This window comes from uncultured Thiodictyon sp., assembly GCF_903828115.1.
Lineage (GTDB): Bacteria > Pseudomonadota > Gammaproteobacteria > Chromatiales > Chromatiaceae > Thiodictyon.
This window is the reverse complement of the sequence record NZ_CAIKKU010000799.1, coordinates 1-24892: the sequence shown is the minus strand read 5'-3', so window position 1 is coordinate 24892 and position 24892 is coordinate 1. Positions and strand designations below refer to the sequence as shown.

Genomic DNA, 24892 nt, shown 5'->3' with positions numbered 1-24892 from the left:
GTCGTAATCGTGGTCGGATTATTCGATTACGACAACGACAACGACAACGACAACGACAACGACAACGACAACGACAGCGTACCCGGGATCTCGGCCACCACATCACTTCTGATCGCACCCGAGAGGCGCACCCGGCGCGCGCGGTTCGGGGTATGCTCATCTTCCTGCGTGCGGGCGATGATCCCGGGATGCCGCCGGGCGCCGGGTCGCCCCTGTGCTCGGTCGCGTACCTGGACGAGGGCCTGCCCCGGTGGCTGGAGCGAGAGCCTGACAACCCCTATGTCGCGGCGCTGGTCCCGCTGTTCATCCCGCGCGCCGTGGATCTCCGCGTCCGCGCACCCCAAGCCTGGCAGGTGATCCGGGCGGCACCCGTGGCGCCGCCGATCCGCGCGACGCTGGAGCGGATGTTGGAATTTTGGCTGATGGAACGGTTTCCACTACTCACCGACGAGGAGTTGCGCACCATGTTTCCGGTACTGGTTCCCCTGGAGCAAACACGCGCCTATCAGGATATTTTTGCCAAGGGCAAGGCCGATGGCGAGGCCAAGGGCAAGGCCGATGGACTCAAGCGACAGCTGAAGCGCCGCTTCGGTGCCCTGCCGCGGTGGGCCGTCCTGCGTCTGGACAGTGCCGCCATGGATCAGTTGGACGGCTGGCTGGAGGGGATCTTCGAGGCTCAAAGCCTGGAGGACCTGCTCGGTCCCAGGCCCCGGCGCGGCGTGCCCAAGGCGCGCTAGCGCACGCTTGGTTAACGAGCGTAATCCCGGTGGGAGTTGCATCCCGCCGCGCCGCGGTCCATCCGGCGCTGCCGCGGCCGATCGGCGGGCACGCACGCTTGCGGCCGTGACGCCCAAGGCTGAAGCCTTGGACTCCAGGGTGGTGCATCGCGCGGTTGCCTGACGGAAAATAGGGCCACTTTGTCCCGGTCTCCCCGAGGCCGTCGTCGTCCAGCCCGAACCCCGACCGCCGCCCAGGAGCGCCGCTATGCACCCCATCGTGGACCCATCACACTTGGACCCCTTCATGATTTCGCTCGGCTTCGCGGGCGAGGTCACGGCCCCGGGGGAGGCGCGGATGCGGGTGCAACTGCGCCCCGAGCACCTGAACAACTGGGGCTCGGCCCACGGCGGCCTGCTGTTTACCCTGGCAGACGCGGCCTTTGCGCTGGCCTCGAACTCCCACGGGCCGCTGGCCGTGTCCCTGAGCGCACACATGGAATATTTCAAACCGACCCGGGTGGGCGACCTGGTGGAGGCGGTGGCGCGCGAGGTCAGTCTGACCCGGCGCACCGGGGTCTATCAGGTCGAGGTGCTCTGCGCCGGGGTTCTGGTCGGGCTCTTTACCGGGACCGTGTATCGCAAGGGGTGAGCCGCTCGGCCCCGACGCAACGGCCCCTTGGTCCCCACGGGGGTGCGATCAGGACTGATGTAGTGACCGAGATCCCGGGTACGTTGTCGTTGTCGTTGTCGTAATCGAACAATCCGACCACGAGCACGACAACGACAACGACGCCCGGTCCGTGGGAACGTCCGGTAGCCGTAGGGTACGCGATGCGTACCCTACGAGGTGTGCGTTAACACATCAGATCTGATCGCACCCTCCCCTCGGCGTCCGTGCACACAAAATGATGGTAGTGTTCCGCTCGCATTACCTTAAAAACTCGTTGGATTTTGCCCGCCGCGTCACAAATCCGAAAAAAAATGCGCTTTAACTGCGCCAGGTCTAAAAAACTACAGGTAAACCTGAGTTATCCTGCCGCCCGGCGGCCCCGCGAGGGCCAAACGACATCTTGGTGCAGAAATACAACAGGGGGCTTGCGTGGCTGGACATTCCGCGGTGGGTTGGGTCGATATCGTCGTCATCGTCGGCTACTTGCTGACCACCGGCTATCTGGGCTGGCTGGGTTATCGGGGGACGCGCACGGCGGCCGACTTTCTGGTCGGGGGGCGCAGCGCCCACCCGCTCATCATGGCGGTCTCCTACGGGGCGACCTTCATCTCCACCGCGGCCATCGTGGGCTTCGGCGGGGTCGCCGGCATGTTCGGCATGAGCCTGCTGTGGCTCACCTTTCTCAACATCGGCGTGGGTATCCTCCTGGCCTTCACCGTGCTCGGGGAGCCGACCCGGCGCCTGGGGCACCACTTGGGCGCCCACACCTTCCCGGAACTGTTGGGGGCGCGCTATCAGAGCAAGGCCATCCAGGTCCTGGCCGGGCTCCTGATCTTCATCTTCATGCCGCTCTACGCGGCGGCGGTGATGACCGGCGGCGCGGTCTTTGCCGCCACCGAGTTCGGGGTGGACTTCGAGGTGGCGCTCCTGGTGTTCGCCTTGATCACCGCCGCCTACGTGATCCCGGGCGGGCTCAAGGCAGTGATGTATACCGACACCTTCCAGGGTATCGTGATGATCGTGGCCATGATCTACCTGCTCTGGTTTACCTACGCCTCCCTGGGCGGGGTGAGCGAGGCGCATCAGTACCTGACCGGCATGGCCGACCTGGTCCCGGGGCCCCTGCAGGCCATGGGCCATCAGGGTTGGACCGCCATGCCCAAGTTCGGCTGGGGCGCGCCGAGCTACGACCTGTGGTGGACCGTGATCACGGCCATCATCCTGGGGGTCGGCATCGGCGTCCTGGCCCAGCCCCAGTTGGTGGTGCGCTTCATGACGGTGCGCAGCCGCCGGGAACTGGATCGGGCAGTGCCGATCGGTGCCGTCTTCATCCTCCTGATGACCGGCACGCCGTTTGCCGTCGGCAGCCTCTCCAACGCCTGGTTCGCCCAGCACGGGCCCATCCTCAAGGGCCAGGTGGTGAAAGAGATCGACCCCGCCAAGTCCCACGCCCTGGTCGGCCTGATGAAGGAGTCCAGCCCGGGTCACTGGGAGCCGGTCATCAACCCCAAGACCAAGCAGCCAGCCATGGCGCCCATGGTGGTGTCCGGGCATGAGACCGTCCAGGACGCCCAGGGCGCGCCCCTGGACCTGGTGAGCGGGCGCGCGCCCTCGGTGGTCTATGCCAAGGGTGAGGTCGACCAGATCATCCCGGCCTTCATCACCACCGCCCTGCCGCGCTGGTTCGGGCTGGTCTTCTTCCTGTGCCTGCTGGCGGCGGCCATGAGTACCCTGTCGAGCCAGTTCCACACCATCGGCACCGCCGCCGGGCGTGACCTTTATGAGCGCATCACCGGCCGGCACGGCAGCGAGCCGAGCGTGCTGGTGATGCGTATCGCCATCATGCTGGGGCTCCTGATGTCCGTCACCATCAGCTACAACGTGCGCGAGGAGTACGTGATCGCGCGCTTCACCGCGATCTTCTTCGGGCTCTGTGCCGCGACCTTTCTGCCGGCCTTCGTCGCCGGACTCTACTCGCGGCGGGTGACCCGGGTCGGGGCCCTGGCCTCGATGGTCGTCGGGCTGGGGGTCTCGCTCTTCTGGCTGTTGCTGGTCAAGTCCAAGGAGGCCGCGGCCATCGGGCTGGTGCAGCAGGTCACCGGGGGCAAGACCAGCATCCTCATCGACTATCCCAATTGGCCGATGGTCGACCCGGTGGTCGTGGCCCTGCCGCTGGCGCTCCTGACGCTGATCCTGGTCAGCGCCTTCACCAAACCGGCCGACGCCGGACACCTGGACCGGTGCTTTTCCCGCACGCCGGACCTTTGACCCTGAATCGGTATAGATCTGTCAATGAACGCGAATCTGACCTGGATCGATAGCATCGTCATTCTCGGCTACCTGCTGACCACCGGCTATCTGGGTTGGCTGGGGTACCGGGGGACGCGCACGGCGGCCGATTTTCTGGTCGGCGGGCGCAGTGCCCACCCGGTGGTGATGGCCGTCTCCTACGGGGCGACCTTCATCTCGACCGCGGCCATCGTGGGCTTCGGCGGGGTTGCCGGGATGTTCGGTATGAGCCTGCTGTGGCTCACCTTCGTCAACATCCTGGTCGGGATCCTGCTGGCCTTCGCCGTGCTGGGTGAGCCGACGCGGCGCCTGGGCCACCACCTGGGCGCCCATACCTTCCCCGAGCTGCTCGGCGCCCGTTACCAGAGCAAGGGCGTCCAGGTCTTCGCCGGGGCCCTGATCTTCCTCTTCATGCCGCTGTATTCGGCGGCGGTCATGACCGGGGGGACGGTCTTCGTCGTCGCCCAGTTCGGGGTGGACTTCGAGGTGGCGCTGCTGCTCTTCGCCCTGATCACCGCCGCCTATGTGATCCCCGGGGGGCTCAAGGCGGTGATGTATACCGACACCTTCCAGGGGTTGATCATGATCCTGGCCATGGTCTACCTGCTGTGGTTCACCTATTCCAGCCTGGGCGGGGTCACGCCCGCCCACCAGTATCTCACCGACATGGCCGACCTGGTGCCGCCGACGCTCAAGGCGATGGGGCATCAGGGCTGGACCGCCATGCCCGTGTTCGGCTGGGGCGCGCCGGGCTATGACCTGTGGTGGACGGTGATCACGGCCATCATCCTGGGCGTGGGCATCGGCGTCCTGGCGCAACCCCAATTGGTGGTCCGCTTCATGACCGTGCGCAGCCGGCGGGAACTGGACCGCGCCGTCCCCATCGGGGCCGTCTTCATCCTGCTGATGGTCGGGACACCCTATCTGGTAGGCAGCCTGTCCAATGCCTGGTTCGCCCAGCACGGGGCACTGCTCAAGGGCCAGGTGGTCAAGGAGATCGACACCGCGAAGGGCCACGCCCTGGTGGGGCTCATGAAGGAGTCGAGCCCCGGCCGCTGGGAGCCGATCATCAATCCCAAGACCAGCAAGCCGACCGTGGCGCCGATGGTCGTCGCCGGGCGGGAGGCGGCACAGGACGCGGCGGGCCTGCCCCTGGAACTGGTCAGCGGCCGTTCGCCCGCCGTGGTCTATGCCAAGGGCGAGCCGGACCAGATCATCCCGGTCTTCATCACCACCGCCCTGCCGCGCTGGTTCGGGCTGGTCTTCTTCCTGTGCCTGTTGGCGGCGGCCATGAGCACCCTGTCGAGCCAGTTCCACACCATCGGCACCGCCGTCGGGCGCGACCTCTATGAGCGGCTGACCGGTAAGCCGGGGCGGGAGCCGAGCGTGCTGGTGATGCGCATCGCCATCGTGATCGGGCTCCTGATGTCCGTCACCATCAGCTACAACGTGCGCGAGGAATACGTGATTGCCCGCTTCACGGCCATCTTTTTCGGCCTGTGCGCCGCCACCTTCCTGCCCGCCTATATCGGCGGGCTCTTCTGGCGGCGGGCGACCCGCGCCGGGGCCCTGGCCTCCATGACGGTCGGCCTCAGCGTCTCGCTCTCATGGCTGCTGCTGATCAAGGCCAAGGAGGCGAGTGCCATCGGCCTGGTGCAGTGGGTCACGGGCGGCAAGACCAGCCTGCTGGCCGACTATCCCAATTGGCCGGTGGTCGACCCGATCGTCATCGCGCTGCCGCTCGCGCTCCTGACCCTGGTCCTGGTCAGCGTCCTGACCAGACCGGCGGATACGCGGCACCTGAATCTGTGCTTTCCCAAGACCTGAAGCGTGCAGAGTCCGCACCGCAGTGGGGTGCGGTGCTCCCAGTCAATTCACTCGAACGCAATCGGAGACAACAATGCTCGGTATCCCAGACCCCATGGTCCTGGCCGCCTTTCTGGGCTGTATCGCGGTGGCCGCGATCAGCGTCATCTATGGCTTGGTGCGGCGTAATGCCGCGGTCGATGAGGTGACCCGCGAGGATCGCGCCTGGGCCATCGAAGAGAAGAAGGTGGAAGATGAACTGTAACCACTCCCGGAGCGCCGCGGCGGTCCTGTCCCTGGCCTTGGGCACACTCGGTTTGCTGGGAATTCAGAGCGCCGCGGCCGATCAGACCTACGGCAAATTCAGCTTCGGCGCGGACACCCGCCTGCGCGAGGAATACATCGGCAACATCGGGCTCAACGAGATGACCCTGACGCCCAGGGGCGCCTCCACCGGGCTCGCGAACCCCACTGCGAACCGCGTCTTTCAGCGCTATCGGTTCCGCGGGTGGGGCCAATGGGCACCCAGCGAGCACTTCGCGCTGGCCGCCCGCCTGATGTGGGAGGGCCGTCACTACACCCTGCCCCCGAAGAGCGCCTTCACACCGACGTCCTTTCCGCCGGGGATGGGATTCGAGCCCTGGTACAGTGGCGGCATCCTGTTCGATGTCCTGACGCTCGATTTCAAGAAGATCGCCAACACCGGCCTGTCACTTAAGGCCGGCCGCCAGGATGTGATCCTGGGCAACGGCTGGCTGGTCCTCGACGGCACCCCGATCGACGGCTCGCGTACCATCTATATGGACGCCGCCCGCGCCACCTGGGCGGTGGACTCGATCAAGACCACCTTCGACCTGATCTACATCAACAACTCCGCCAATACGGATAATTTCCCCAAGGCATTGAATGGCGATATCGAGGACCAGATCGAGCAATACGAGCAGGGCGCCATCCTCTATGCCCGCAACAAGTCGCTGATCAAGGACACGGATCTCGACCTGTACGCCATCTATAAGAGCAATCGGCCGAATTACACCCCCCGCAACATGCGCGTGAACAACGGCTACCCCTTCTCCTCCCCGCCGGACGACGGACAGGTCTATGCCGTGGGTCTGCGCATCGACTCCAAGCTCTCGCCGCACTGGAACCTGAGGGCCGAGGCCGCGGGTGAGTGGGGTGCCAACCGGGTCAATTTCGACGCCGTCAATCGCGACATCTCCGCCTTGGGTTTCAACGGCCGCCTGACCTACGCCTTCAACGACAAACTGGCCAACCGCGTGCACGCCGACCTGGAGTACCTCTCCGGCGACGACCCGAACACCAAGAACAACGAGGCCTTCGACCCACTCTGGGGGCGCTGGCCCCAGTGGAGCGAGTTGATGATCTACCAGTGGCCCCTGGACAGCCGGGTCGGCCAGGCCACCAACCTGATCCGCGCCAACCTGGGCTGGATCGCCAAGGTCCACCCGACCACCGAGGTCCTGCTCGATTACCACGCCCTGTGGGCCGACCAGCAGAGCGTGCGCACCCTGAGCCAGTTCTACAACATCAGCCACGACGGCACCTTCCGCGGCCATCTCTTCACCGGCTGGGTCAAGACCAAGTTCAACAAGAACCTCTCCGGCCACCTGGTCGCCGAGTACCTGGCCCCGGGCGACTTCTACGCCGTCAACCGTCAGGACGGCTCCTACTTCCTGCGGGCGGAGATCGTCTTGGCGTTCTGAGTACCGCCGGCGGTGACCGCTGCGGCCGCTGCCCCACCCGATCGGCACCATTGGTGTGGTTGAGAAAATCAGCCACGCCAATCCCTACAGTGCGGACGAGATCGTCCGGCTCCCAGGGGTATTTCATCTGGTACGGACGTGCTGCTTGAGCGGGGATCGGACGTCATGGCGAACCGGCCGCTCGCCTATCTCGGGATGGTCTGCGCCGAAGTGGCCGGGATGCGATGGGCAGAGGTTGGAGTGGACCTGCAACCCTCAATGGGTCTCGGTCAATTCCAGCCGTCGCTCGACGCGGTCCATGCGCCGCTTCAGTTCGTCAACGTCGGACTTGCTCGCGTAGACCGCGGCGGTCAGTCCTGCCAGTTGTTGACCCACGGCGGATAGCTGAACGCTGTTGCCGGTGACTTCCCGCTTGAGGTCCGCAAGGTCCGAGCGGATCGCGCGCAGATGCTCAAGAACCAGGCTTTCAATTTCCGCGGTCATGGCGTGTTCCCCTCGCGCAGTTGATGGAGTCTCGGGCCTACCGCTGAGCGATCCGACGAACGGGCCAAAATACCTCGCACACAGGCTGTTCCTACCCAATTCCTACCCAGCGGCAAAAGGACACGAAACGCTAACTCTAAAAATACGCTTAACATCTTGAATTATTGGAGCCGGCACACGGATTCGAACCGTGGACCTGCTGATTACAAATCAGCTGCTCTACCAACTGAGCTACGCCGGCGGGGATGATGGGGACCCGCTCCAAGAGCGGGTCCCGGAGGAGACGGGTCTCGCTGACAGTGTACCGCGATCGGCCAGCCAGGCGAAGGGCCATGTTTTTGGCCTTCCGGGGCTGGGATTTCTGCCTGGCGCCTGGGGGTTCACCGACACGCACCGGCGCTTTGCCGATTGCGTGAGTCAGGTCGTCATGATGGGCCGCGGGATCCGGATGGCCGTCGCCTTCAACGACCAGTCGCCCTCGTGGTCCCGCGCCAGGGCATCACGGCGTTTCTTAAACAGCGCTCATTGGGGGTAAAATGCCGACGCGCCAGTGCTTGAGCTTGGCGCACCCGTGGCAGCCCCCTGGGATACCCGCCCGTGCGTCCCCCAGCGGTTTGCTCGATATCCACCCTAAACCAAACGGAGACTCCCATGGATTTCATCAGCCTGAGCTATCTCGCGGCCGGCGCCGCGCTCGGATGGCTTGCCGCGCTCATGGTGCGGCGCGGTGCGTTCGGCCAACTCGTCGACCTCGCCACCGGCGCCCTGGGCGCCTGGTGCGGCGGCTACGTTTTCGCCCAGTTCAGCCTCGCCACCCAGTACCCTGGTTGGCAGGGCGCGCTGGGCGCCGCCCTCATCGGTGCCCTGGTGCTCTTGTTCGTGCTCTATCTGATCCGGCGGTCCTGATCCGGTTCCGCGGGGTGGGCCGGCCGGCGACTCGCGCGCCAGGCCCCTCCGCCCCGCGGTTGGCCTGCTCCCGCGCCCGCGCATGAAACCTGGGACAGACCAAGGGTTCCTTCCGGCAACCGGCGAAAGACGCCGTTTGATCGGCACGAAACCAGGAAACCCTGGTCTGTCCCGGGCCTGCGAAGGGTCCTGCATCCAGTCGCGGTAGGGTGTGAAAGCCCTCCAAGAGCATGGCCGGGGTCGGAACGACCCGGCGCAGCAGCGCCGACCTGAAGCACCGCGCCGGTGTGTCGGGCGTGGCTGGTCGCCAGGTGCCGCTCGCTACTCGCCACTCACCGTTGTCCTACCGCGAAAGACGCGTTCGCGGTGCCACGCCAGAAACACGCGATGCGGATCGATGAGCCGCTGGACCCACAGGGGCCTGTCGAGCCCCAGGACCTGCCGCGAGCCGGGGTCGAGCAGATTCGAGACGATGACCCGGCCGGCGTCGTCGATGGTCATGAAGCCGCGGTCGAAGGCCGCGTCGAGCTGGGGGGCAAGCAGCAGGCCGTTGAACACGTCCAGGCGTTCGGCGTCGCTCTCGCAGTCCGCCCAGGGCTTGATGTGGCTCGCGCGCAGAAGCTCGGGCACGGCGAGTCCGGACACCGGGCAAGTGCCCTCCCAGTAGTCGAGCAGGCCGTTGCGGAACAGGTCCTGACCCACCCGTTGTACGACCAGCCGCTGCGCTTCGGTCGTCCTCGGGAGCGACGCCGTGCGCTCAAGGAAGACCTGCAAAGGCGCGTCCGGAAGCGCCCGCGAGAGTTGAAAGGCGCGCCGGATCAGGCGATGGAGCGCCGCCGCGTCGGCCAGGCCCCGCGCCGCACAAGCGCCTGGCGGTAGCGGATTTGCCCAGGGCGCTCCAAGCTCGGGCAGGGCCGCGCAGACCTCGCGGCGAGAGAGGGCAACGATGTAGAGCGATCCATCCAGGACGCGGAGCCAAATGCGCAGGCTGGTCTGACTGCTCGCGAAGGGGAGCCAGGCCCCGTCGCGCGCCCCTGCCAGGTCGAAGCCGTTGTCGGTTGCCGCCTTCTCCAGCAGGGTGAGCGAGATCGGCCCTGCGATCATGCGCGCCTTCTAACGGGGAGATATCCGCCAAGATCAACCGTGTCGCAGATCGAGTGCCCGATAACAACAGTTTGAAAAACAAAGGACACTCGCGCCAACGCAGACCGTCTATCGGCCACCGTCGCCTACCTGGCCGATAGACGGCGTCACGCTGCAACGCCTCCAAAGCGTCACCGCCCCGTCCCCAACGTCTTGCGCAGCCACCGGACGCGAATGCTCACGAACTCAGGCAGCGGATAGTTCCCGAGTCGCTCGGCGGCAATCGCTTCGCGTTCGGACCGGGATACCGTCTTCTTGAATCGCCGCTCCAGTCGGGTGCGCTCTTCGTCGATGACGGCGGCCCGCGCGGCGACCAAGGCCGGATGGTTCAGGTTGAGGATGCCGTTGTCCTCCGGCACCTTATCGTGCGGGACACCGATGGCAAGTTCGAGCGCCTCGCGCTGGGTCGCGTCCAGCGGTGCGTCCGACCGGACGTACATCTCCCCGAGACTGGTGAAACCAACGCAATGCGCGTAGTGGTGATCCACCGGCCACGGCAGATCGGGGTCCTCGTCGGACGCCCGCAGTGGGGTCTCGTGCTTGCGGCAGTCGCAGGTCGCCGGATGCGCGCAGCACAGATAGAGGTTCCGCCAGGCAAGCGCGAGCTCAGGGTTCTGGCCGAGGGGCCGCCAGTGGTCGATACGCGGTGTCGGCTGGCCCTCGGCAACCCGGCGCTCGCAGTAGACACACAACGCGCCCTGCTCGACATAGAGGACATCACGCAGCTTGGTCTTCTCCAGGCTGTTGAAGGTCGAGCGCGCGAAACCCGCCGGGTCCGGCGCGGCGGGCAACGCATCAAGGAAGTCGCGCTCGGCCTTCAGCAAGGGCCGCGGTTGTTGCCCATCTGGTGAGACGTCCTTGGGCGGTTGCGGCTTTCTGATGCCCCGCATCAGTCCTCCCAGTCCATCATGCCCCGCGCGCGGATCAGCGCGGGGTCCAGGTCTCCCCACTTGGCCAGGAGTTCGGCGAACAGGGCCTCGGCCTGCTCCCGCAACCCCTGGTCGATGGCGTCATGGAGCGCGCGGAGCCTCGCTTGGCCCTCGGCGTCGCGGTCGTTGGTACCCATCAGATCGCGGAGGATCGCATTGCTGTCCCGCCCCTCAACGAACACGCCGTGCTCTTGGACCTTCCCGTCGACCAAATGGCGGACCTGGCGGTTTTCCGCGCTGCTCAACACCTGCGGCGAATGGGTGGTCACGATGAATTGCAGTCTAGGAAAAATCTCGCGCAGCCCGTCCAGCACCACCCGCTGCCAGCGCGGGTGCAGGTGCAGGTCGATCTCGTCGATCAGGACGACGCCTTCCGCCAGCGCCGGGGCCGCGGCGCCGTCCTGCTCGTTCAGGATGACCGCGCGGCGGGCAATGTCGGCCACCAGCGCAAGGTATACATGGAAACCGTCGGAAAGCTCCCGCCAGGGGACGACCTGCCCGGTCGCCAAGCGCAGGACTGGGCTGCGCTCGCGCGGGTCATACCAGGCCCGCTCTGCGCCCGGTGTGACCTTGGCGACGGCGTCCATGACGGCGTTCGCGAGGAAACGCTCGGGCTCCCCCTCCTGTCGACGGACCGTGTCGGCAAGCACCTCCTCGAGCAGCCAGGTGAGCAAGGCCGAGTCGTCCTGAGCGGCGTTCAGGGTATCGGCGTACCCCTCCCACCGATCAGGGGGATTGGACGCGGGTCTGGTCGATGCCTTGCCCCGTCTCATGCGGTCCACGCCATAGAACGCGAAGAGCGGCCAGCGCGCGCCAGACACCCGTACCTTCTCCATCGCGTCGAGTACCTCCCCATACTGGACATCCTTGCGGTTCGAGGCTGGATTCACGGTACTCGACCAGCGGACGCCCGGGACAGCGCCCACGTTGGCAATCCAAATAAGGGTGCAGGGTCCTATCGGCTCGCGTCGGCCGCGCTCGTCGCGCGTGACCTTGAGCGGGTCGTGCTCCAGATCGTGTTTCAAGCCTCGTGGTGTGCCCGACTGAAACGCGGTCAGACCCAAGGCGAGGGCATTGAGCACCGCGGTCTTGCCGCCGCCGTTCTCGGCGAAGATCACGGTGAGATCGGGCTCGAGGTCCAGGTCCAATATTGCGAAGCACCGGTACTGCAGCAGATGGAGGCGGGTAAAGCGGAACATGGTCACTCCGCCCGCCGCGGCGGGCTCAGGGGCGAGACGTAGGGCCAGCCGGCGTGCAGCCGCTCGTGAATCCACCTGGACACCAGGGCCGTTTCGGGGATGTGCTCCTGGCGCGCCCTGGCGCGAAGTGCGGCCAGGTCCGCGGCGGGGAGTGTGACCGACAAGGGTTGCGCGCGTTGAAACACCGGCTCGGTCACCTCCACGAGTACGTCCTCGAACTCGCTGAGGTCATGCGACTGCCAGACCTCCGCCAGTGCCGTGATGGAGTCCGTCTCGGGTAGCTTGCTCATCGTCTTTGCCATTGTTGATAGCGTTGCCGTTCGCGCTCGGTCATCGGTCTGGCCGTCACCGGGTACCCCTTGCCATCCGGGAACCGGATCAGGATGCACAACTTGTCCAACGGCGTCCGGCCTAACCGGTCGTCCCCAGCCGTGAAAGCACCGCACGGAAGCTATTCAACCCGGCTTCCAGGTTCTCGATGATCTCCGCAGCCAGGTCATCGGGTTCCGGTAGGTTATCGAGGTCGGTCAGGCTCTTGTCTTTCAGCCAAAAGACGTCGAGGCTGGTCTTGTCGCGCGCGACTAACTCCTCATAACTGAACCGGCGCCAGCGACCATCGGGGTTGGTATCCGGTGCCCAGGTTGGCCGGCGCTCGTGCCGAGCCTGGGGGTTGTAGCATTGGATGAAGTCCGCCAGGTCCGGAAACCGCAGCGGCTTTTTCTTTAACGTGTGATGCACGTTGGTACGATAGTCGTAATACCAGACCTCGCGCGTCCAAGGGCTGGGGCTCGCCACGCGATTATCGAAAAAGATCACGTTGGCCTTCACTCCCTGCGCATAGAAGATGCCGGTCGGCAGCCGCAGGATGGTGTGCAGGTCGGTCGTCTCCAGCAATTTGCGACGGATCGTCTCGCCGGCCCCACCCTCGAAGAGCACATTGTCCGGGACCACCACGGCGGCGTGCCCGGTGGTCGTCAGCATCGTGCGGATGTGCTGCACGAAGTTGAGCTGCTTGTTGGACGTCGCGGCCCAGAAGTCCTGGCGGTTATAGGTGAGTTCGTCGGTGTCCTCCTCGCCTTCCTCGTTCGTAAAGCTCATCGCGCTCTTCTTGCCGAAGGGCGGGTTGGCCAGCACATAGTCATAGGTCCGATCGCTGGGCGCCACCAGTGCGTCCTGGGATGAGATCATCCCATCCCCGTCGATCTCACCGATGCTGTGCAGTAGCATATTCATCAGGCAGAGGCGCCGGGTATTGGCGACGATTTCATTGCCATGGAAGGTCTTGAGCTTGAGGAAGTCCTTCTGCGCCTTGTCCAGTTGGTAGTTCCCGGCATGGGTGATGAAGTCATAGGCACCGAGAAAGAAACCGCCGGTCCCACAGGCCGGGTCGGCGATGGTCCGGCCCGGCGCCGGCCGCACACATTCCACCATGGCGCGGATCAGTGCCCGGGGTGTGAAATACTGGCCAGCCCCTGACTTGGTATCCTCGGCGTTCTTTTCCAACAGGCCCTCGTAGATGTCGCCCTTGACATCCGCGCCCATCATGACCCAGTTCTCGTCGTCCACCATGGTGATCAGACGGTAGAGTTTGGCGGGGTCCTGGATCTTGTTCTGTGCCTTGGTGAAGATCTTTCCGAGCGTCCCCGGGCGGGTGCCCAGTTTGCGCAGCAACTCAATGTAGTGTGCCTCCAGTTCCGCACCGCGCCGCGCCGTCAGGCTCTGCCAGCCGTAGCCGGCGGGGATGCCTATGTCGTGTTTGTAGGGCGGCTGGGCATACTCGGCCGCCATCTTCAGGAAGATAAGGTAGGTGAGCTGCTCCAGGTAATCGCCATAGCCGACACCGTCATCACGCAGCGTGGTACAGAAGCCCCAGACCTTGGAAATGATCGATGCCGCGTTCATGGTTGACTCTCAAATAACATAATACCTCGATCCATTCCCGGGACCGCCGACTTGCAGTCGGCCGATCTCAATCAGCGCCAAGTCGCGCACTACCCCAGGGCCAGTCCGCCGCCGAAGACACCAGCCCCGCCGTCACGGGATTCTCTTCGATATAGTGCTTGGCCGTCACAAAATGCCGATCATTGCGAATAAAGCGATCCCAATAATCCGGATGCCAGAGCCCCGGGATCGCCGACTTGCAGTCGGCGTCTTGCGGCACATCCGGGGCGTCGATACCAAACCCCAGACGATGAATCTGCCGCGACGTATGTCGCTTCCAGGACTGTACCACCTTCGCCAGCGGCCAGCCGTGCATCTGCTCGATCAACACATGGACATGATTGGGCATGACCACCCAGGCCAGCAAGCGATAGCGCTCGCCGTCACCGAAGAGCAACGAGTCCTGAACGATCGTCGCGCAAGCGGGTTCGCGCAAGACACAACGGCCCAGTCCGCTATCGAGCAATTCCTGAATCCGCCGCCGACGCGCCAGGGTTCGCTCGGATTCCGGCATCGCCGCGATCTCCATCTGCATCCGTTCGATGGCCGACTTGGGTAGTGAGTCGGCCAGATGAAAGGTAATGTGCTGGATCAACTCCGGTACATCAAAATGCGGCAGACGGCGCCGGGATTGCCAGCCTGAGGTCATCTCTTTGCACTCCCGCCGCCCCAGGGACGGCGCCCCCTGGGATTGCCGACTTGCAGTCGGCTCTTCCAGCGGTCAGGTTCGCCCCGACGGACCGCCGCCGCACCCCCGGCGCTGCTGCCGAGTGCAACTCGGCAATCCCAGGGACGGCACCCCCTGGGATTGCCGACTTGCAGTCGGCTCTTCCAGCGGTCGGTCGCGCCCCGACGGACCGCCGCCGCACCCCCAGCGCCGCTGCCGAGTGCAACTCGGCAATCCCAGGGACGGCGCCCCCTGGGATTGCCGACTTGCAGTCGGCTCTTCCAGCGGTTGGTCTCGTCCCGACGTACCGCCGCCGTACCCTCGGCGCCGCTGCCGAGTGCAACTCGGCAATCCCAGGAAAGTGGAGTGCTGGTCGTCACGCGGTCTGCCTCCCGCCGCCCCTCTTCCCGGTCGTGACCGCCGCGGCCTTTTCCGCCTTGATGCGTTCGAGCAGGATCGCGGCGGGTTCGTCGTTGGGGTCTTGGGGGACGAGTCGACCGGAGAATGCCCGCTTCAGAATCGATTGGCGAAGCGCCTCAACCCGCTTCAGTTCGGTGTCGATGATCGAGTTCATGGTCTCTTGAACGGAAAGCAACCGGTCGATCTGCTCGACGATCGCCTTCTGTTCGGCCAGCGGCGGAAGCTCGAGCCGCACCGAACGAATGTTGTCGAGGTTAAGGCCCGGCTTGCCCGCACCGTATGCGAACGCGTTCAACTGCCTTCTGCCGGCGCACTCCGCAATCAAATACCAGTAAAGAAACTTGCTATCCAGGTCCGCGGTCGGGCGGCAAAGCGCGACGTGTTGGCTGACATAGGCATTGCCGAGATCGGCGGGGACATAGCCGGTCTTGGTGACATTCGCGCCGGTGATCGTGACCAGCAAATCGCCTGCTTGAACCTGCGTCCGGATCCCTTCTGATCCTTCCGGGAGCGTCACGTAGGCGACGTCATCGAGGTCGAGGCGATCGTATTTCAGATTTTGGGCGCGAATGAATATGTCACCTTCGTCCGAGTAATACCTGGCCCAGCCTCGCGATCCGGACGTCAGAAACGAAAGCCTTGATCCCAGGGTTGTCGTCTCCCAGGCCCCGGCCTGAGCGGTCTTTCGCCAGTCGGCGGTGAGCTTGCCCTCAAAGGCATGTTTGAATGCCGCCTGGCGATAGACCTGGAGTTGCGCCCTTGCCGTCTTGAGGCTTTCTATACCTTTTTCTAGCTCGGAGAACATTGCCGCAATCTTTGCCGTGATTCGCTGTTGTTCGTCGAGGGGCGGAATAGGGATAGTAATAGTCAGATACGCATTGAATTTGAGATTTCTCAGGTTGTTGCTTCCGCCTTGATAGGGAATTATGCGGCCGGTGCTGTAAAAGTAACCGAGATATTGACTGAGATACTGCGAGCAAATTTCGGTCGTTGGTCTAATCATCCGAAAGAAATTGGTGCAAATTTTCGCGGTCCCTGGATTTTGAAGCAATACGTGCTCATCGATCAGGACCGTTCTTCCGACGGGCTGGTCGGGCCCGCCTCCAGAAATCTCAACGAGTATATCTCCCAGGACTAATGCTCTACAGGTTAGACTAGATTTCTTCACGCGCCGTAGCGCAGCTGTGCTGCCTCTATTCGCTCCCCAATTACGGAGCTCAGATCCGCGGATACAGCGTACATCAACGTAAGCAGGGTCATCGAAAGACGGATCTTTCCCCCAATCTCCGCCTAGTGCAAAGATCGTAAGATCCGATAATTGCGATCGCGTCCAGGTATTCGGCAAATAATCTTCACTCACGCCGCCAACACCTCATTCAACTCCCCAATCACCCGATCCATCCCCTCCCCAAACAACTGATACATCCGCCCCATGCCCCCCCGCCCATCGAATGGCGCCCGCTCCAGGTCGTCGCGCTCGAAGCGCAGGGAGGCGGCGACGTGGTCGCGGATCATGCGCAGCCACTCCATCTGTTCCTCATCGAACTTCTCGCCGGCGCCGCTGTGGTGCTTCATGATCCAGTCCTGGAAGTTGCGGCGGACGCTGTCGCCATAGGGGGCGAGGCGTGGGTCGAGACCGCAGACGCGGCGAATGAGGGCGACCAGCGCGGTCAGTTCGCTGATCGGGTTGGCGACGCCGGCCAGGTCGTCCAGGTGGGCATAGGCCTGCCAGACGCGCAGCGGTGCGAGCCGGGGCCGGTCCTGTCGCAGCCGCGCCAGCAGGGTCTGGATCATGCCATAGGTGACTTCGGCACGGCGCGCGGGCTGGCTGAAGAAAATGCTCAGGGCCTCGATCTCGTCGCGGTGCTCATCAAGGTACTGCGCGAAGTCTTGCGCCATGGCCTGGGCGTTCTGCGCCGCGTCGCCCGCCCATTCGGCGCGCAGCAGGGTATCGAGGTTGTCGTGGTCGATGGTCTGTTCCTGGTCCCGCCGGATGCCCTCGATCAGTGCGATCAGTGGGCCGGTAAAGACCTGTGCTGCCTCGCCAACCAGTTGGTCCCGCGCCTGGTCGCGCTCGCTGTATCCCGGTTCGGCGCCGCCCGTGATGGCGCGAGCCCGCGCTTCGATGCGGTCGGGGTCGATCGCATCGATCAGTGACTTGACGATCGCGGTGAGCGATACGCCCCCCGCAATCTCCACGATGCGGGCTTGATCCTTGTCATCGAGTTGCTTGTTGAGTCGCGCGAGGCGACCGGCGAGCGAACTCACCGTATCCAGGTCGCGCACACCCATCATGACACCCGTGGCCAGGTCTTTCAGCGACACTGAGGGCTTGGTGATCAGTGGTTGGGTGGCGGTCTTCAGTGACTTGGTGACACCAACGGCATCGACGATCACATAATGGGTCTTGGCGCTCGTCGCCGAGGGCGTGACCTTTTTCAGGTCGTCGGCACCCAGGGTGCGGGTGCCGCGCCCCTTCATCTGCTCGAAATAGTTGCGGCTGCGCACGTCACGCATGAAGAACAGGCATTCGAGCGGCTTCACGTCGGTGCCCGTGGCGATCATGTCCACGGTGACGGCGATGCGTGGGTGATAGTCGTTGCGGAACTGTGCCAGGACCGATTTCGGGTCTTCCCCTGCCGCGATCACCTTCCCATCGGCATCCGTGCGGTCCTGGGCGGCACGATAGGTCACTTTCTTGCAGAACTGGTTGCCTTCGTCGAACACCTCGCGGACGATCTGAATGAGGTCGTCGGCATGGCTGTCGGTCTTGGCAAAGATCAGCGTCTTGGGTACCTCCGCGCGGCCGGGAAAGATCGTGGGCAGGTGATCGCGGAAGGCACGCATCACGGTGCGGATCTGATCGGGGTTCACCACGTCGCGGTCGAGTTGTTGCGCGCCGTAGGTCTCATCCTCGTCCTGCAATTCCCACCGCCGCAGGCGCGTGAGCCGTTCCCGCCGCTCGACCTGCTGATTGACCTTCAGGGTGGCGCCCTGCGTGGTCCTTTCGGTTTCGATCTCATAGACCTCGTTGCCGACATTCACGCCATCGGCGACGGCCTGCTCATGGGAATATTCGCTGACGACATTCTTGTGGAAGAAACCATAGGTGCGGTTGTCGGGTGTCGCGGTCAGACCGATCAGGAAGGCGTCGAAATACTCGATGACCTGTCGCCACAGGTTGTAGATGGAGCGGTGGCACTCGTCGATGATGATGAAGTCGAAGAATTCCGGCGGGATCTTGGGGTTGTAGACGACCGGCGGCGGTACCTTGGGCAGGACCCGCTGCTCCGCCGGGCTGGTCTCCTCGGCCGCCTCATCCATTGGCTGATCCTTGAGCAGCGCGTACATTCGCTGGATGGTGCAGATGCAGACCTGGCTGTCCTTGGCGATGAAGGAGGACTTGAGGCGCTGGACGTTGTACAGCTCGGTGAATTTGCGGTGGTCGTCATTTGGGACGAAGGCCATGAACTCCTGCTCGGCCTGCTCTCCCAAGTTCTTGGTATCCACCAGGAAGAGGATGCGCTTGGCGTCGGCGTGCTTGAGCAGTCGATAGACGGCCGTGATGGCGGCGAAGGTCTTGCCGGAGCCGGTCGCCATTTGCGCAAGGGCCCGGAGTCTGGCTGCAGCGAAGGATGTTTCAAGGTTGGTGATGGCCCTGTCCTGGCAATCGCGCAGCCCATCCGGCACCAGGGGCGGCAGGGTCTGGAGTCGGGCCCGCAGGGATGCCGACTGGGACCGCCACTCGGCCAGGGTCTCGGGACGGTGGAAGGTGAAGACCTCGCGGGACCTGGGCTTGGGGTCGCGGGTGTCGGTGAAGCGCGTCAGGGCGCCGGTGCTTTCGTAGACGAACGGCAGCGGTGTCTTGTTGTCGACCCATTTGAGTTTGGCGCTCGCATAGCCCCCGGACTGGTCCTCGACGGTCGTGATCTTGTGGCCCCAGTCTTCCGGCTTGGCTTCGATATCACCGAGCGCCTGCCGGTCGACAAAGAGGACATAGTCCGCCGGGCCCGCGTCGGTCGGGTACTCGCGCACCGCGATCCCGCGGCCGGCACTGAAGTCGATGTCCTTGAGTTTCTGAACGATCCAGCCCGCCGCGACGAGTTGGCGGTCGATTTCGTCGCGCGCCTCTTGCTCGGGGTTTTGGTTCTTCGGGGCCTTGCTCATTTCGGTTCCCTGACCCCGGTGGGTCACTCGGTGGTCGCCTTCGCTGTCTGTGAATCAGGTGCCAGGGGCAGGTAACCCTCGGAAATAGCGATATTATCACAGGCCCTTTGATCTGATTTTGGCTTCCGGCAGTCGGCGTCTTTCCCGACCATCGACGGTCGATGGCCCGACCACCAGGGCCGCCCTGTGCTAGGCTTCAACCCAAGCAATCCCCAAGCAAGGCCCATTGTATGTGCCCCACCGCCGCGACCCTCGACGCACCGGCGCACCAGGCCCCGCCCCGCGCGGTCGCCCGCCCGCCCGGGTTGGCGCCCGAGGTCGCCGGCGAGCCCTGCTGCGCGGACGGCCTGCGGGTCTCGGAAGAAACCTATTGGAGGGAGTATTACCTGGAGTCGGACATCCATTACGAGTGGAACAACGGTCGTCTGGAGGAGAAGCCGGTGTCCGACTACGGGACCTTTCTGGTTTACGCCTGGTTCGTGAGGCTTTTGCAGCACTTTCTCGACACCCGACCGATCGCCCGGATGGTGGCCCTGGAGATGGGTTTCCGGCTTGCGCTGCCGACCGGGACCGTGATCCGCAAGCCCGACTTCGGGGTCGTGTGCAACTCCAACCCCCAGCCGCTGCTGCCCTTGGATGCCTCCTACCACGGTGTCTTCGACCTGTGCATCGAGGCCCTGTCGGACCTGGAGCGCCGCGGCAGTGAGCGCGATACGGTCACCAAGAAGGCCGAATATGCCGCCGGGAGGGTGCCCGAGTACTACATTCTGCATCGGGAGCCCGAGCGTCAGGCGTTTTTCACCCGCACGGCCGCGGGTCTCTATGTCCCCATCGTGCCCGACGACGGCGTGATCCGCTCGCGGGTCCTGCCCGGCCTGCAATTCCGGCTGACCGACCTGCTCGCACAGCCCGGGCCCAAGGCGATGGTCCGCGACCCGGTCTATGCCGACTTCGTGCTGCCCGAGTGGCGGGAGGCCGAGCAGCGGGCCGAGGAGCAGGCACAGGCCAGGCGGGAGGCCGAGCGGCGTGAACAGGCACAGGCGCAGGCGCTCCAAGAGGCCGAGCAGGAATTGGCGCAGTTGCGGGCGCAGCTCGCGGCGCGAGGTTTGAAACCCTGAGATAAGACAGAAAGAGCAGTTCTCACGCCAAGGGGCCAAGCTCGCCAGGGTTCTTGAGCGACGCCGAAGAGTGTTCCCTGAGCCGATCCTTCAGCGCCTGCTTAAGGCGCGAACTTCCCATTGATCCGCGTCAAGGTCGTGGTGGTGACTTCGCGAAAGCCCCCATCCTCGCGGACGATGAAGTAGGCGGCGAGTCCCTGGGCCTCGGCCAGGGCCAGCCCCCGCTCCTCCCCCATGACGATCAGGGCCGTCGCCAGGCCGTCGGCGCGCCGGGCGCTGTCCGCGCCGCCTGGGACTACGACGCTCACCGAGGCGAGGCGCTGCTCGACGGGGTTTCCGGTTCGGGGGTCGATGTGGTGTGAGTAGCGCTTGCCCGCCGCCTTGAAGAAGTTACGGTAGTCGCCGGAGGTGGAGACGGCGCTGTCGGTGAGCGGCAGGATGCGCTGCACCGCGCGGTCACTCGGGTTCGGTACCTCGATGGCGATCCCCCAGGCGAGACGCTTGGCGTTGTTGCCGCGGACCCGCATGGTGCCCGCCACCGCGGCCATATAGTCGGTCGCCCCGAGTGACTCCAGATAGGCGGCCATCCGATCCGCCCCCTCGCCCTCCCCCAGGGCCGAGACGTCGATATAGATGTCCCCGCGTTGTCTGCGGATGGCGGGCGGGTCGGCGCGCAGCTCGAGCTTGTCGTAACCCACCCGCTCCCGGGCCGCCGTGATCGCTTGCACGCTGGGCACCGCGTCGGCCTTGGGCTGGGGTCCGAACCCCCAGAGGTTGATCAGCGGACCGACGGTGATGTCGAAGGCCCCGTCGGACAGTCGGCTGAGACGCTGGCCCTCGGCGAGGACTGCATAGAGTTCACTCGAGATAGGCACCCAGTCGGCACTGGGGTTACGGTTCAGGCGGGACAGCTCGGACTGCGGGTCATAGGTCGAGAGCGCGTCGATCACACCCTTCAACACCCGCTCCACCCCGGCCCGCAGGGTCTGTGCGTCGAGACCGGCCGGCGGCCGGGCCACCTTGACCGCATAGTAGGTCCCCATGGTGGGGCCCGTGACCTCGACCTGGGGGTCGGTCGGCGCGCCGCAGGCGGCAAGCAGGGCGCCGGCGGCCAGGGCCAGCAAACCGACGAGGGCGCGTCGCAGCAGTGTCATCGTGCCGAAGGAACGCTCAGGGGTACCCGCGAACTAGGGCCGCGCATCCACGCCCGGGCCTTCCTTGGGCGTCGGCAGCAGGTCCGCGCGGCTGATCCCGAGCAATACGACCGAGCTGCTCGCCACATAGATGGACGAGTAGGTGCCGGTGACGATGCCGACGAGGAAGGCCAGCGCAAACCCATGAATGACCTGGCCGCCCAGGAAGTACAGGGCAAGCACCGCCAACATGGTGACGCCGTGGGTGATGATGGTCCGCGACAGGGTCTCGTTGATGGACAGGTCGACCACATCGATGACCGTGCCCTTGCGCACCCTGCGGAAGTTCTCCCGAATCCGGTCGTAGATCACGACCGTGTCGTTCAGCGAATAGCCGATGATCGCCAGCACCGCGGCCAAGGCCGTCAGGTCGAACTCGATGTGGAAGATGGAGAAGACGGCCAGTACCACGATGACGTCATGGACGGTGGCGATGACCGCACCCACCGCGAAGCGCCACTCGAAGCGGATGGCGACATAGATCAGGATGCCGATCAGGGTGTAGAGGATGGCGAGCCCCCCTTGCTCGACCAACTCCCCGCCGACCTGCGAGCCGACGAACTCGACCCGGCGCAGTTTCACCTCGCCCACCTCAGGGTCGGTGCTGAGCGCGGCGATGACCCGGTCGCCCAGGGTGGAACCGGTGCCCTCGGCGACCGGGGGCAGCCGGATCAGGACCTCGCGGGTGCTGCCGAAGTGCTGTACGCCGGCCTCCTTGAAACCGCCCTCGGCGAGTGCCGAGCGCACCTGGACCAGGTTCGCGGGCTGCGCGTAGCCGACTTCGACCACGGTACCGCCGGTGAAGTCGAGCCCGAAGTTGAACCCGAGAAAGATGAACGAGGCGATACCGATCAGGTTTATCAGCGAGGACAGCCAGATGGCCGGCCAGCGGATATACATGAAATCGATATTGGTGCGCTTGAAGAGTTCCATGGCTCGGCTCCCGGTTAGTCAGGCAGGGTCAGATGGGCAGGCTGGTGAGGCGTCGGTGGCCATACATCAGATTGACGATGGCGCGGCTGCCGATCACGGCGGTGAACATGGAGGTCAGGATGCCGAAGAAGAGGGTGATGGCGAATCCCTTGACCGGGCCGGTACCGAAGCTGAACAGCACCACGGCGGCGATCATGGTCGTGACGTTGGAGTCGATGATGGTCGCCATGGCCTTGTCATAGCCGGTATAGATCGCCGCCTGGACCGAGTTGCCGTTGCGCAACTCCTCGCGGATACGCTCATAGATCAGTACGTTGGCGTCCACCGCCATGCCCACGGTGAGCAGGATGCCGGCGATGCCGGGGAGCGTCAGGGTCGCCTGAATGGCCGACAGGATGGCGACCAGCAGGACCACATTGGCCAGCAGCACCAGGTTCGCGATCATCCCGAACACCCGGTAATAGACGCCCATGAAGGCGCACACCAGGAGGAAGCCGACCACTACCGAGCGCACCCCCTTGTCGATATTGTCCTGACCCAGGCTCGGGCCCACGGTGCGCTCCTCGACGATCTGGATGGGGGCGGCGAGTGCCCCGGAGCGCAGCAGCAGGGCGAGATTGTGGGCCTCGTCGGCACTGTCCAGCCCAGTGGTCTGGAAGCGCCGCCCGAAGGGCTCGCGAATGGTGGCGACGCTGATCACCTCCTCCACCTTCTCGGTGCGCTTCACCGGCTTGCCGTCCACCTGTTTGGTGGTGGTGCGGTTCTCGATGAAGACCACGGCCATGGGCTTGCCCACGTTCTCGGTGGTCATCTCGCGCATCCGCCGGCCGCCCGGTGCATCCAGACTCACGCTGACCATCGGGGTGCCGCTCTGTGAGTCGAAGCCCGAGGAGGCATCCGTGATCTGGTCGCCGGTGGCGATCACCCGGCGCTTGAGCAGCACCGGCTTGCCGTCGCGGGTCTTGTAGAGCCGACTGCCCACCGCCGCCCGCCCGGCCTCCGCGTCGGCGGCGCTGTGCTCGGTGTCCACCAGCCGGTATTCCAGGGTGGCCGTGGCCCCCAGGATCTCCTTGAGGCGCCCCGGGTCCTGGGCGCCGGGCAGTTGCACCACGATCCGCCGGTCCCCCTGGCGGGCGATGATGGGCTCTGCCACCCCGAGCGCGTTGACGCGGTTGCGCAGGGTGGTGATGTTCTGCTGGAGCGCGAAGTCCTGGATCTGCTTCTGCTGGGCCGGGGTCTGGGCCACCGTCACCAGGAATTCACCGTCTTGCTCCAGGGTCTGCATCTTGAGATCCCGGAACTCCTTGGCGATGACCTTCTCCCCGGCGTCCCGCGACGCGACCTCCGCGAACTTGACGACGACGCGCCCCTTCTCGCGGCCGACCGTGACATAGCGCACCTTGGCGTCACGCAATTGGGTGCGGATGTCCTCGACGTGGCGTTCCAGCGCCTGGTCCAGGGCGGCGTCCATGTCCACGTCGATCAGGACATAGATGCCGCCGCGCAGGTCCAGTCCCAGATTCATGGGCCGCAGGCCCAGTGCGCGCACCCAGCGGGGCAGGTCGGCGGACAGGGTCAGCGCGCTGCGGTAGCGGTCGGAGAGGGTGTTCTCGATCACCTCCTCGGCGTGCAACTGGTCCCCGGAACTGGCGAACCGCAGCAGGAGCTTGCCGCCGGCCAGGGTGTCGATGCGCTTGACCGGGACCTGGGCGGCCTCCAGGGCGGCGCGGATCTCCCCGGCCGTGGCCTCGGTCACATGGCCCCCGCGGACGGCCGCGACCTCAATGGCGGGGTCCTGAGAGAAGATGTTCGGCAAGGCCAGCACCAGGCCGGTCAGGACGATGCCCAGGATCAGCAGGTTTTTCCACAGGGGATATTGGTTCATCGCACTTCCAATCGCACAGGCGGCAGGCAGGGTCGCGGGGTGCCGGGGGGTGACCGCCGACGGCGCCGAGACTCAAGACCCGACGCCCGACCGGCGGCCCCGACCAAAAATCGGGGTATCGACCCGCTCAGAGGTCCTTCAGAGAACCCTTGGGCAGCACGGCATCGACGGCCGCACGGCGCACCTTGACCTGGGTGCCCTCGGCGATCTCCACCAGCACGAAGTTGTCACCCAAGTCGGTGACACGCCCGGCGATACCGCCCAGGGTGATCACCTCGTCACCCTTGGTCAGACCGTCGACCATCCGCTTGTGCTCCTTCTGGCGCTTGGACTGGGGGCGGATCAGCAGGAAATAGAAGACCACCGCGAACAGCACCAAGGGCAGCAGGGTGAACAAGGGGTCCGACATGGACCCGGCGCCGGCGGCCGCGGCCTGGGCGTTTGCATCGGAAATCAAGAAGCTCATGGGGGTTTCCTGGTGGTTACCGGATGTTTGTAAGAGGCCGGGCCGGCACGCGTCCGGCCGCAACCCGGGCAAAATCAGCCCCGCATTATGTCACAGCATCGCTCAAGTTACAGGGACGGATGCTCTGCGGGGTGCGATCAGAACGGATGTGGTGGCTGAGATCCCGGGTACGCTGTGTCGTTGTCGTTGTCGTTGTCGTTGTCGTAATCGAACAATCCGACCACGACCACGACC

21 protein-coding genes and 1 tRNA gene are annotated in these 24892 nt (G+C 64.8%); 8 read left to right on the top strand and 14 right to left on the bottom strand.

The annotated features are described in order from the left end of the window. The 6 genes from QZY48_RS29525 to QZY48_RS29500 all read left to right on the top strand — a co-directional run. Positions 1–737: DUF2887 domain-containing protein (locus QZY48_RS29525; protein ID WP_295437369.1), on the top strand; the 737-nt coding region annotated here is incomplete at its 5' end. Between the two features lie 247 nt (positions 738–984). Further along, complete coding sequence (locus QZY48_RS29520; RefSeq protein ID WP_295437368.1) at positions 985–1368, top strand: hotdog fold thioesterase; 384 nt, start codon at positions 985–987, stop codon at positions 1366–1368. A gap of 450 nt (positions 1369–1818) precedes the next feature. Then, positions 1819–3657 (top strand): sodium:solute symporter, encoded by a 1839-nt coding sequence (locus QZY48_RS29515; RefSeq protein ID WP_295437366.1) that lies wholly within the window; start codon positions 1819–1821, stop codon positions 3655–3657. 18 nt (positions 3658–3675) lie between these two features. Beyond that, on the top strand, positions 3676–5505 hold the full coding sequence (locus QZY48_RS29510) for a sodium:solute symporter (protein ID WP_295437370.1): 1830 nt from the start codon (positions 3676–3678) through the stop codon (positions 5503–5505). A 73-nt stretch (positions 5506–5578) separates the two neighbouring features. Next, the gene (locus QZY48_RS29505) at positions 5579–5749 is read left to right on the top strand and encodes a symporter small accessory protein (protein ID WP_172965352.1); all 171 of its coding nucleotides are present in this window, start codon (positions 5579–5581) and stop codon (positions 5747–5749) included. Continuing rightward, positions 5739–7208 carry a hypothetical protein gene (locus tag QZY48_RS29500; protein WP_295437364.1) on the top strand — a complete coding sequence of 490 codons (1470 nt, stop codon included), beginning with the start codon at positions 5739–5741 and terminating at the stop codon, positions 7206–7208. Before QZY48_RS29505 ends, QZY48_RS29500 begins: the two co-directional genes overlap by 11 nt. A 255-nt stretch (positions 7209–7463) precedes the next feature. Here QZY48_RS29500 and QZY48_RS29495 read toward each other — a convergent pair whose 3' ends face one another. Next, on the bottom strand, positions 7464–7691 hold the full coding sequence (locus QZY48_RS29495; RefSeq protein ID WP_295437362.1) for a hypothetical protein: 228 nt from the start codon (positions 7689–7691) through the stop codon (positions 7464–7466). Between the two features lie 165 nt (positions 7692–7856). Further along, positions 7857–7932: transfer RNA gene (locus QZY48_RS29490), tRNA-Thr, on the bottom strand. 410 nt (positions 7933–8342) lie between these two features. Between QZY48_RS29490 and QZY48_RS29485 the strand changes: the two genes are divergently transcribed. Continuing rightward, positions 8343–8597, top strand: a complete 255-nt coding sequence (locus QZY48_RS29485) for a GlsB/YeaQ/YmgE family stress response membrane protein (protein ID WP_295437360.1) — start codon at positions 8343–8345, stop codon at positions 8595–8597. A 321-nt stretch (positions 8598–8918) separates the two neighbouring features. On the opposite strand, the gene QZY48_RS29480 is transcribed toward QZY48_RS29485, so the two are convergent. The 8 genes from QZY48_RS29480 to QZY48_RS29445 all read right to left on the bottom strand — a co-directional run bounded on the left by QZY48_RS29480 (position 8919) and on the right by QZY48_RS29445 (position 19063). Beyond that, entirely contained in the window at positions 8919–9701 is a 783-nt protein-coding gene (locus tag QZY48_RS29480) for an HNH endonuclease (protein WP_295437358.1), read from the bottom strand. A 170-nt stretch (positions 9702–9871) separates the two neighbouring features. Then, a complete protein-coding gene (locus QZY48_RS29475) occupies positions 9872–10564 on the bottom strand; it encodes a hypothetical protein (protein WP_295437356.1) in 693 nt (230 codons plus the stop codon). Positions 10565–10629: 65 nt separating this feature from the next. After that, on the bottom strand, positions 10630–11868 hold the full coding sequence (locus tag QZY48_RS29470) for an AAA family ATPase (RefSeq protein ID WP_295437354.1): 1239 nt from the start codon (positions 11866–11868) through the stop codon (positions 10630–10632). Positions 11869–11870: 2 nt separating this feature from the next. Then, the gene (locus QZY48_RS29465; protein ID WP_295437353.1) at positions 11871–12158 is read right to left on the bottom strand and encodes a CopG family antitoxin; all 288 of its coding nucleotides are present in this window, start codon (positions 12156–12158) and stop codon (positions 11871–11873) included. Between the two features lie 121 nt (positions 12159–12279). Continuing rightward, on the bottom strand, positions 12280–13770 hold the full coding sequence (locus QZY48_RS29460; RefSeq protein WP_295437352.1) for a class I SAM-dependent DNA methyltransferase: 1491 nt from the start codon (positions 13768–13770) through the stop codon (positions 12280–12282). A gap of 67 nt (positions 13771–13837) precedes the next feature. Further along, positions 13838–14344, bottom strand: a complete 507-nt coding sequence (locus QZY48_RS29455) for a transposase (RefSeq protein WP_295437350.1) — start codon at positions 14342–14344, stop codon at positions 13838–13840. A 508-nt stretch (positions 14345–14852) separates the two neighbouring features. Further along, positions 14853–16064: a restriction endonuclease subunit S gene (locus QZY48_RS29450; RefSeq protein ID WP_295437348.1), complete on the bottom strand. Its 1212-nt coding sequence runs from the start codon at positions 16062–16064 to the stop codon at positions 14853–14855. A gap of 188 nt (positions 16065–16252) precedes the next feature. Continuing rightward, positions 16253–19063 carry a DEAD/DEAH box helicase family protein gene (locus tag QZY48_RS29445; protein ID WP_295437346.1) on the bottom strand — a complete coding sequence of 937 codons (2811 nt, stop codon included), beginning with the start codon at positions 19061–19063 and terminating at the stop codon, positions 16253–16255. A 230-nt stretch (positions 19064–19293) separates the two neighbouring features. Here QZY48_RS29445 and QZY48_RS29440 point away from each other — a divergent pair, with 230 nt between their 5' ends. Then, the gene (locus QZY48_RS29440) at positions 19294–20181 is read left to right on the top strand and encodes a Uma2 family endonuclease (RefSeq protein WP_295437344.1); all 888 of its coding nucleotides are present in this window, start codon (positions 19294–19296) and stop codon (positions 20179–20181) included. Positions 20182–20282: 101 nt separating this feature from the next. Here QZY48_RS29440 and QZY48_RS29435 read toward each other — a convergent pair whose 3' ends face one another. From QZY48_RS29435 to yajC, 4 genes are all read right to left on the bottom strand, one after another. Next, positions 20283–21335 carry an FAD:protein FMN transferase gene (locus QZY48_RS29435; RefSeq protein WP_295437341.1) on the bottom strand — a complete coding sequence of 351 codons (1053 nt, stop codon included), beginning with the start codon at positions 21333–21335 and terminating at the stop codon, positions 20283–20285. A gap of 33 nt (positions 21336–21368) precedes the next feature. Further along, entirely contained in the window at positions 21369–22307 is a 939-nt protein-coding gene (gene secF, locus QZY48_RS29430) for a protein translocase subunit SecF (protein WP_295437340.1), read from the bottom strand. A 28-nt stretch (positions 22308–22335) separates the two neighbouring features. Continuing rightward, on the bottom strand, positions 22336–24192 hold the full coding sequence (gene secD, locus QZY48_RS29425; protein WP_295437338.1) for a protein translocase subunit SecD: 1857 nt from the start codon (positions 24190–24192) through the stop codon (positions 22336–22338). 127 nt (positions 24193–24319) lie between these two features. Further along, complete coding sequence (gene yajC, locus QZY48_RS29420) at positions 24320–24658, bottom strand: preprotein translocase subunit YajC (protein WP_295437337.1); 339 nt, start codon at positions 24656–24658, stop codon at positions 24320–24322. Between the last annotated feature and the right edge of the window lie 234 nt (positions 24659–24892).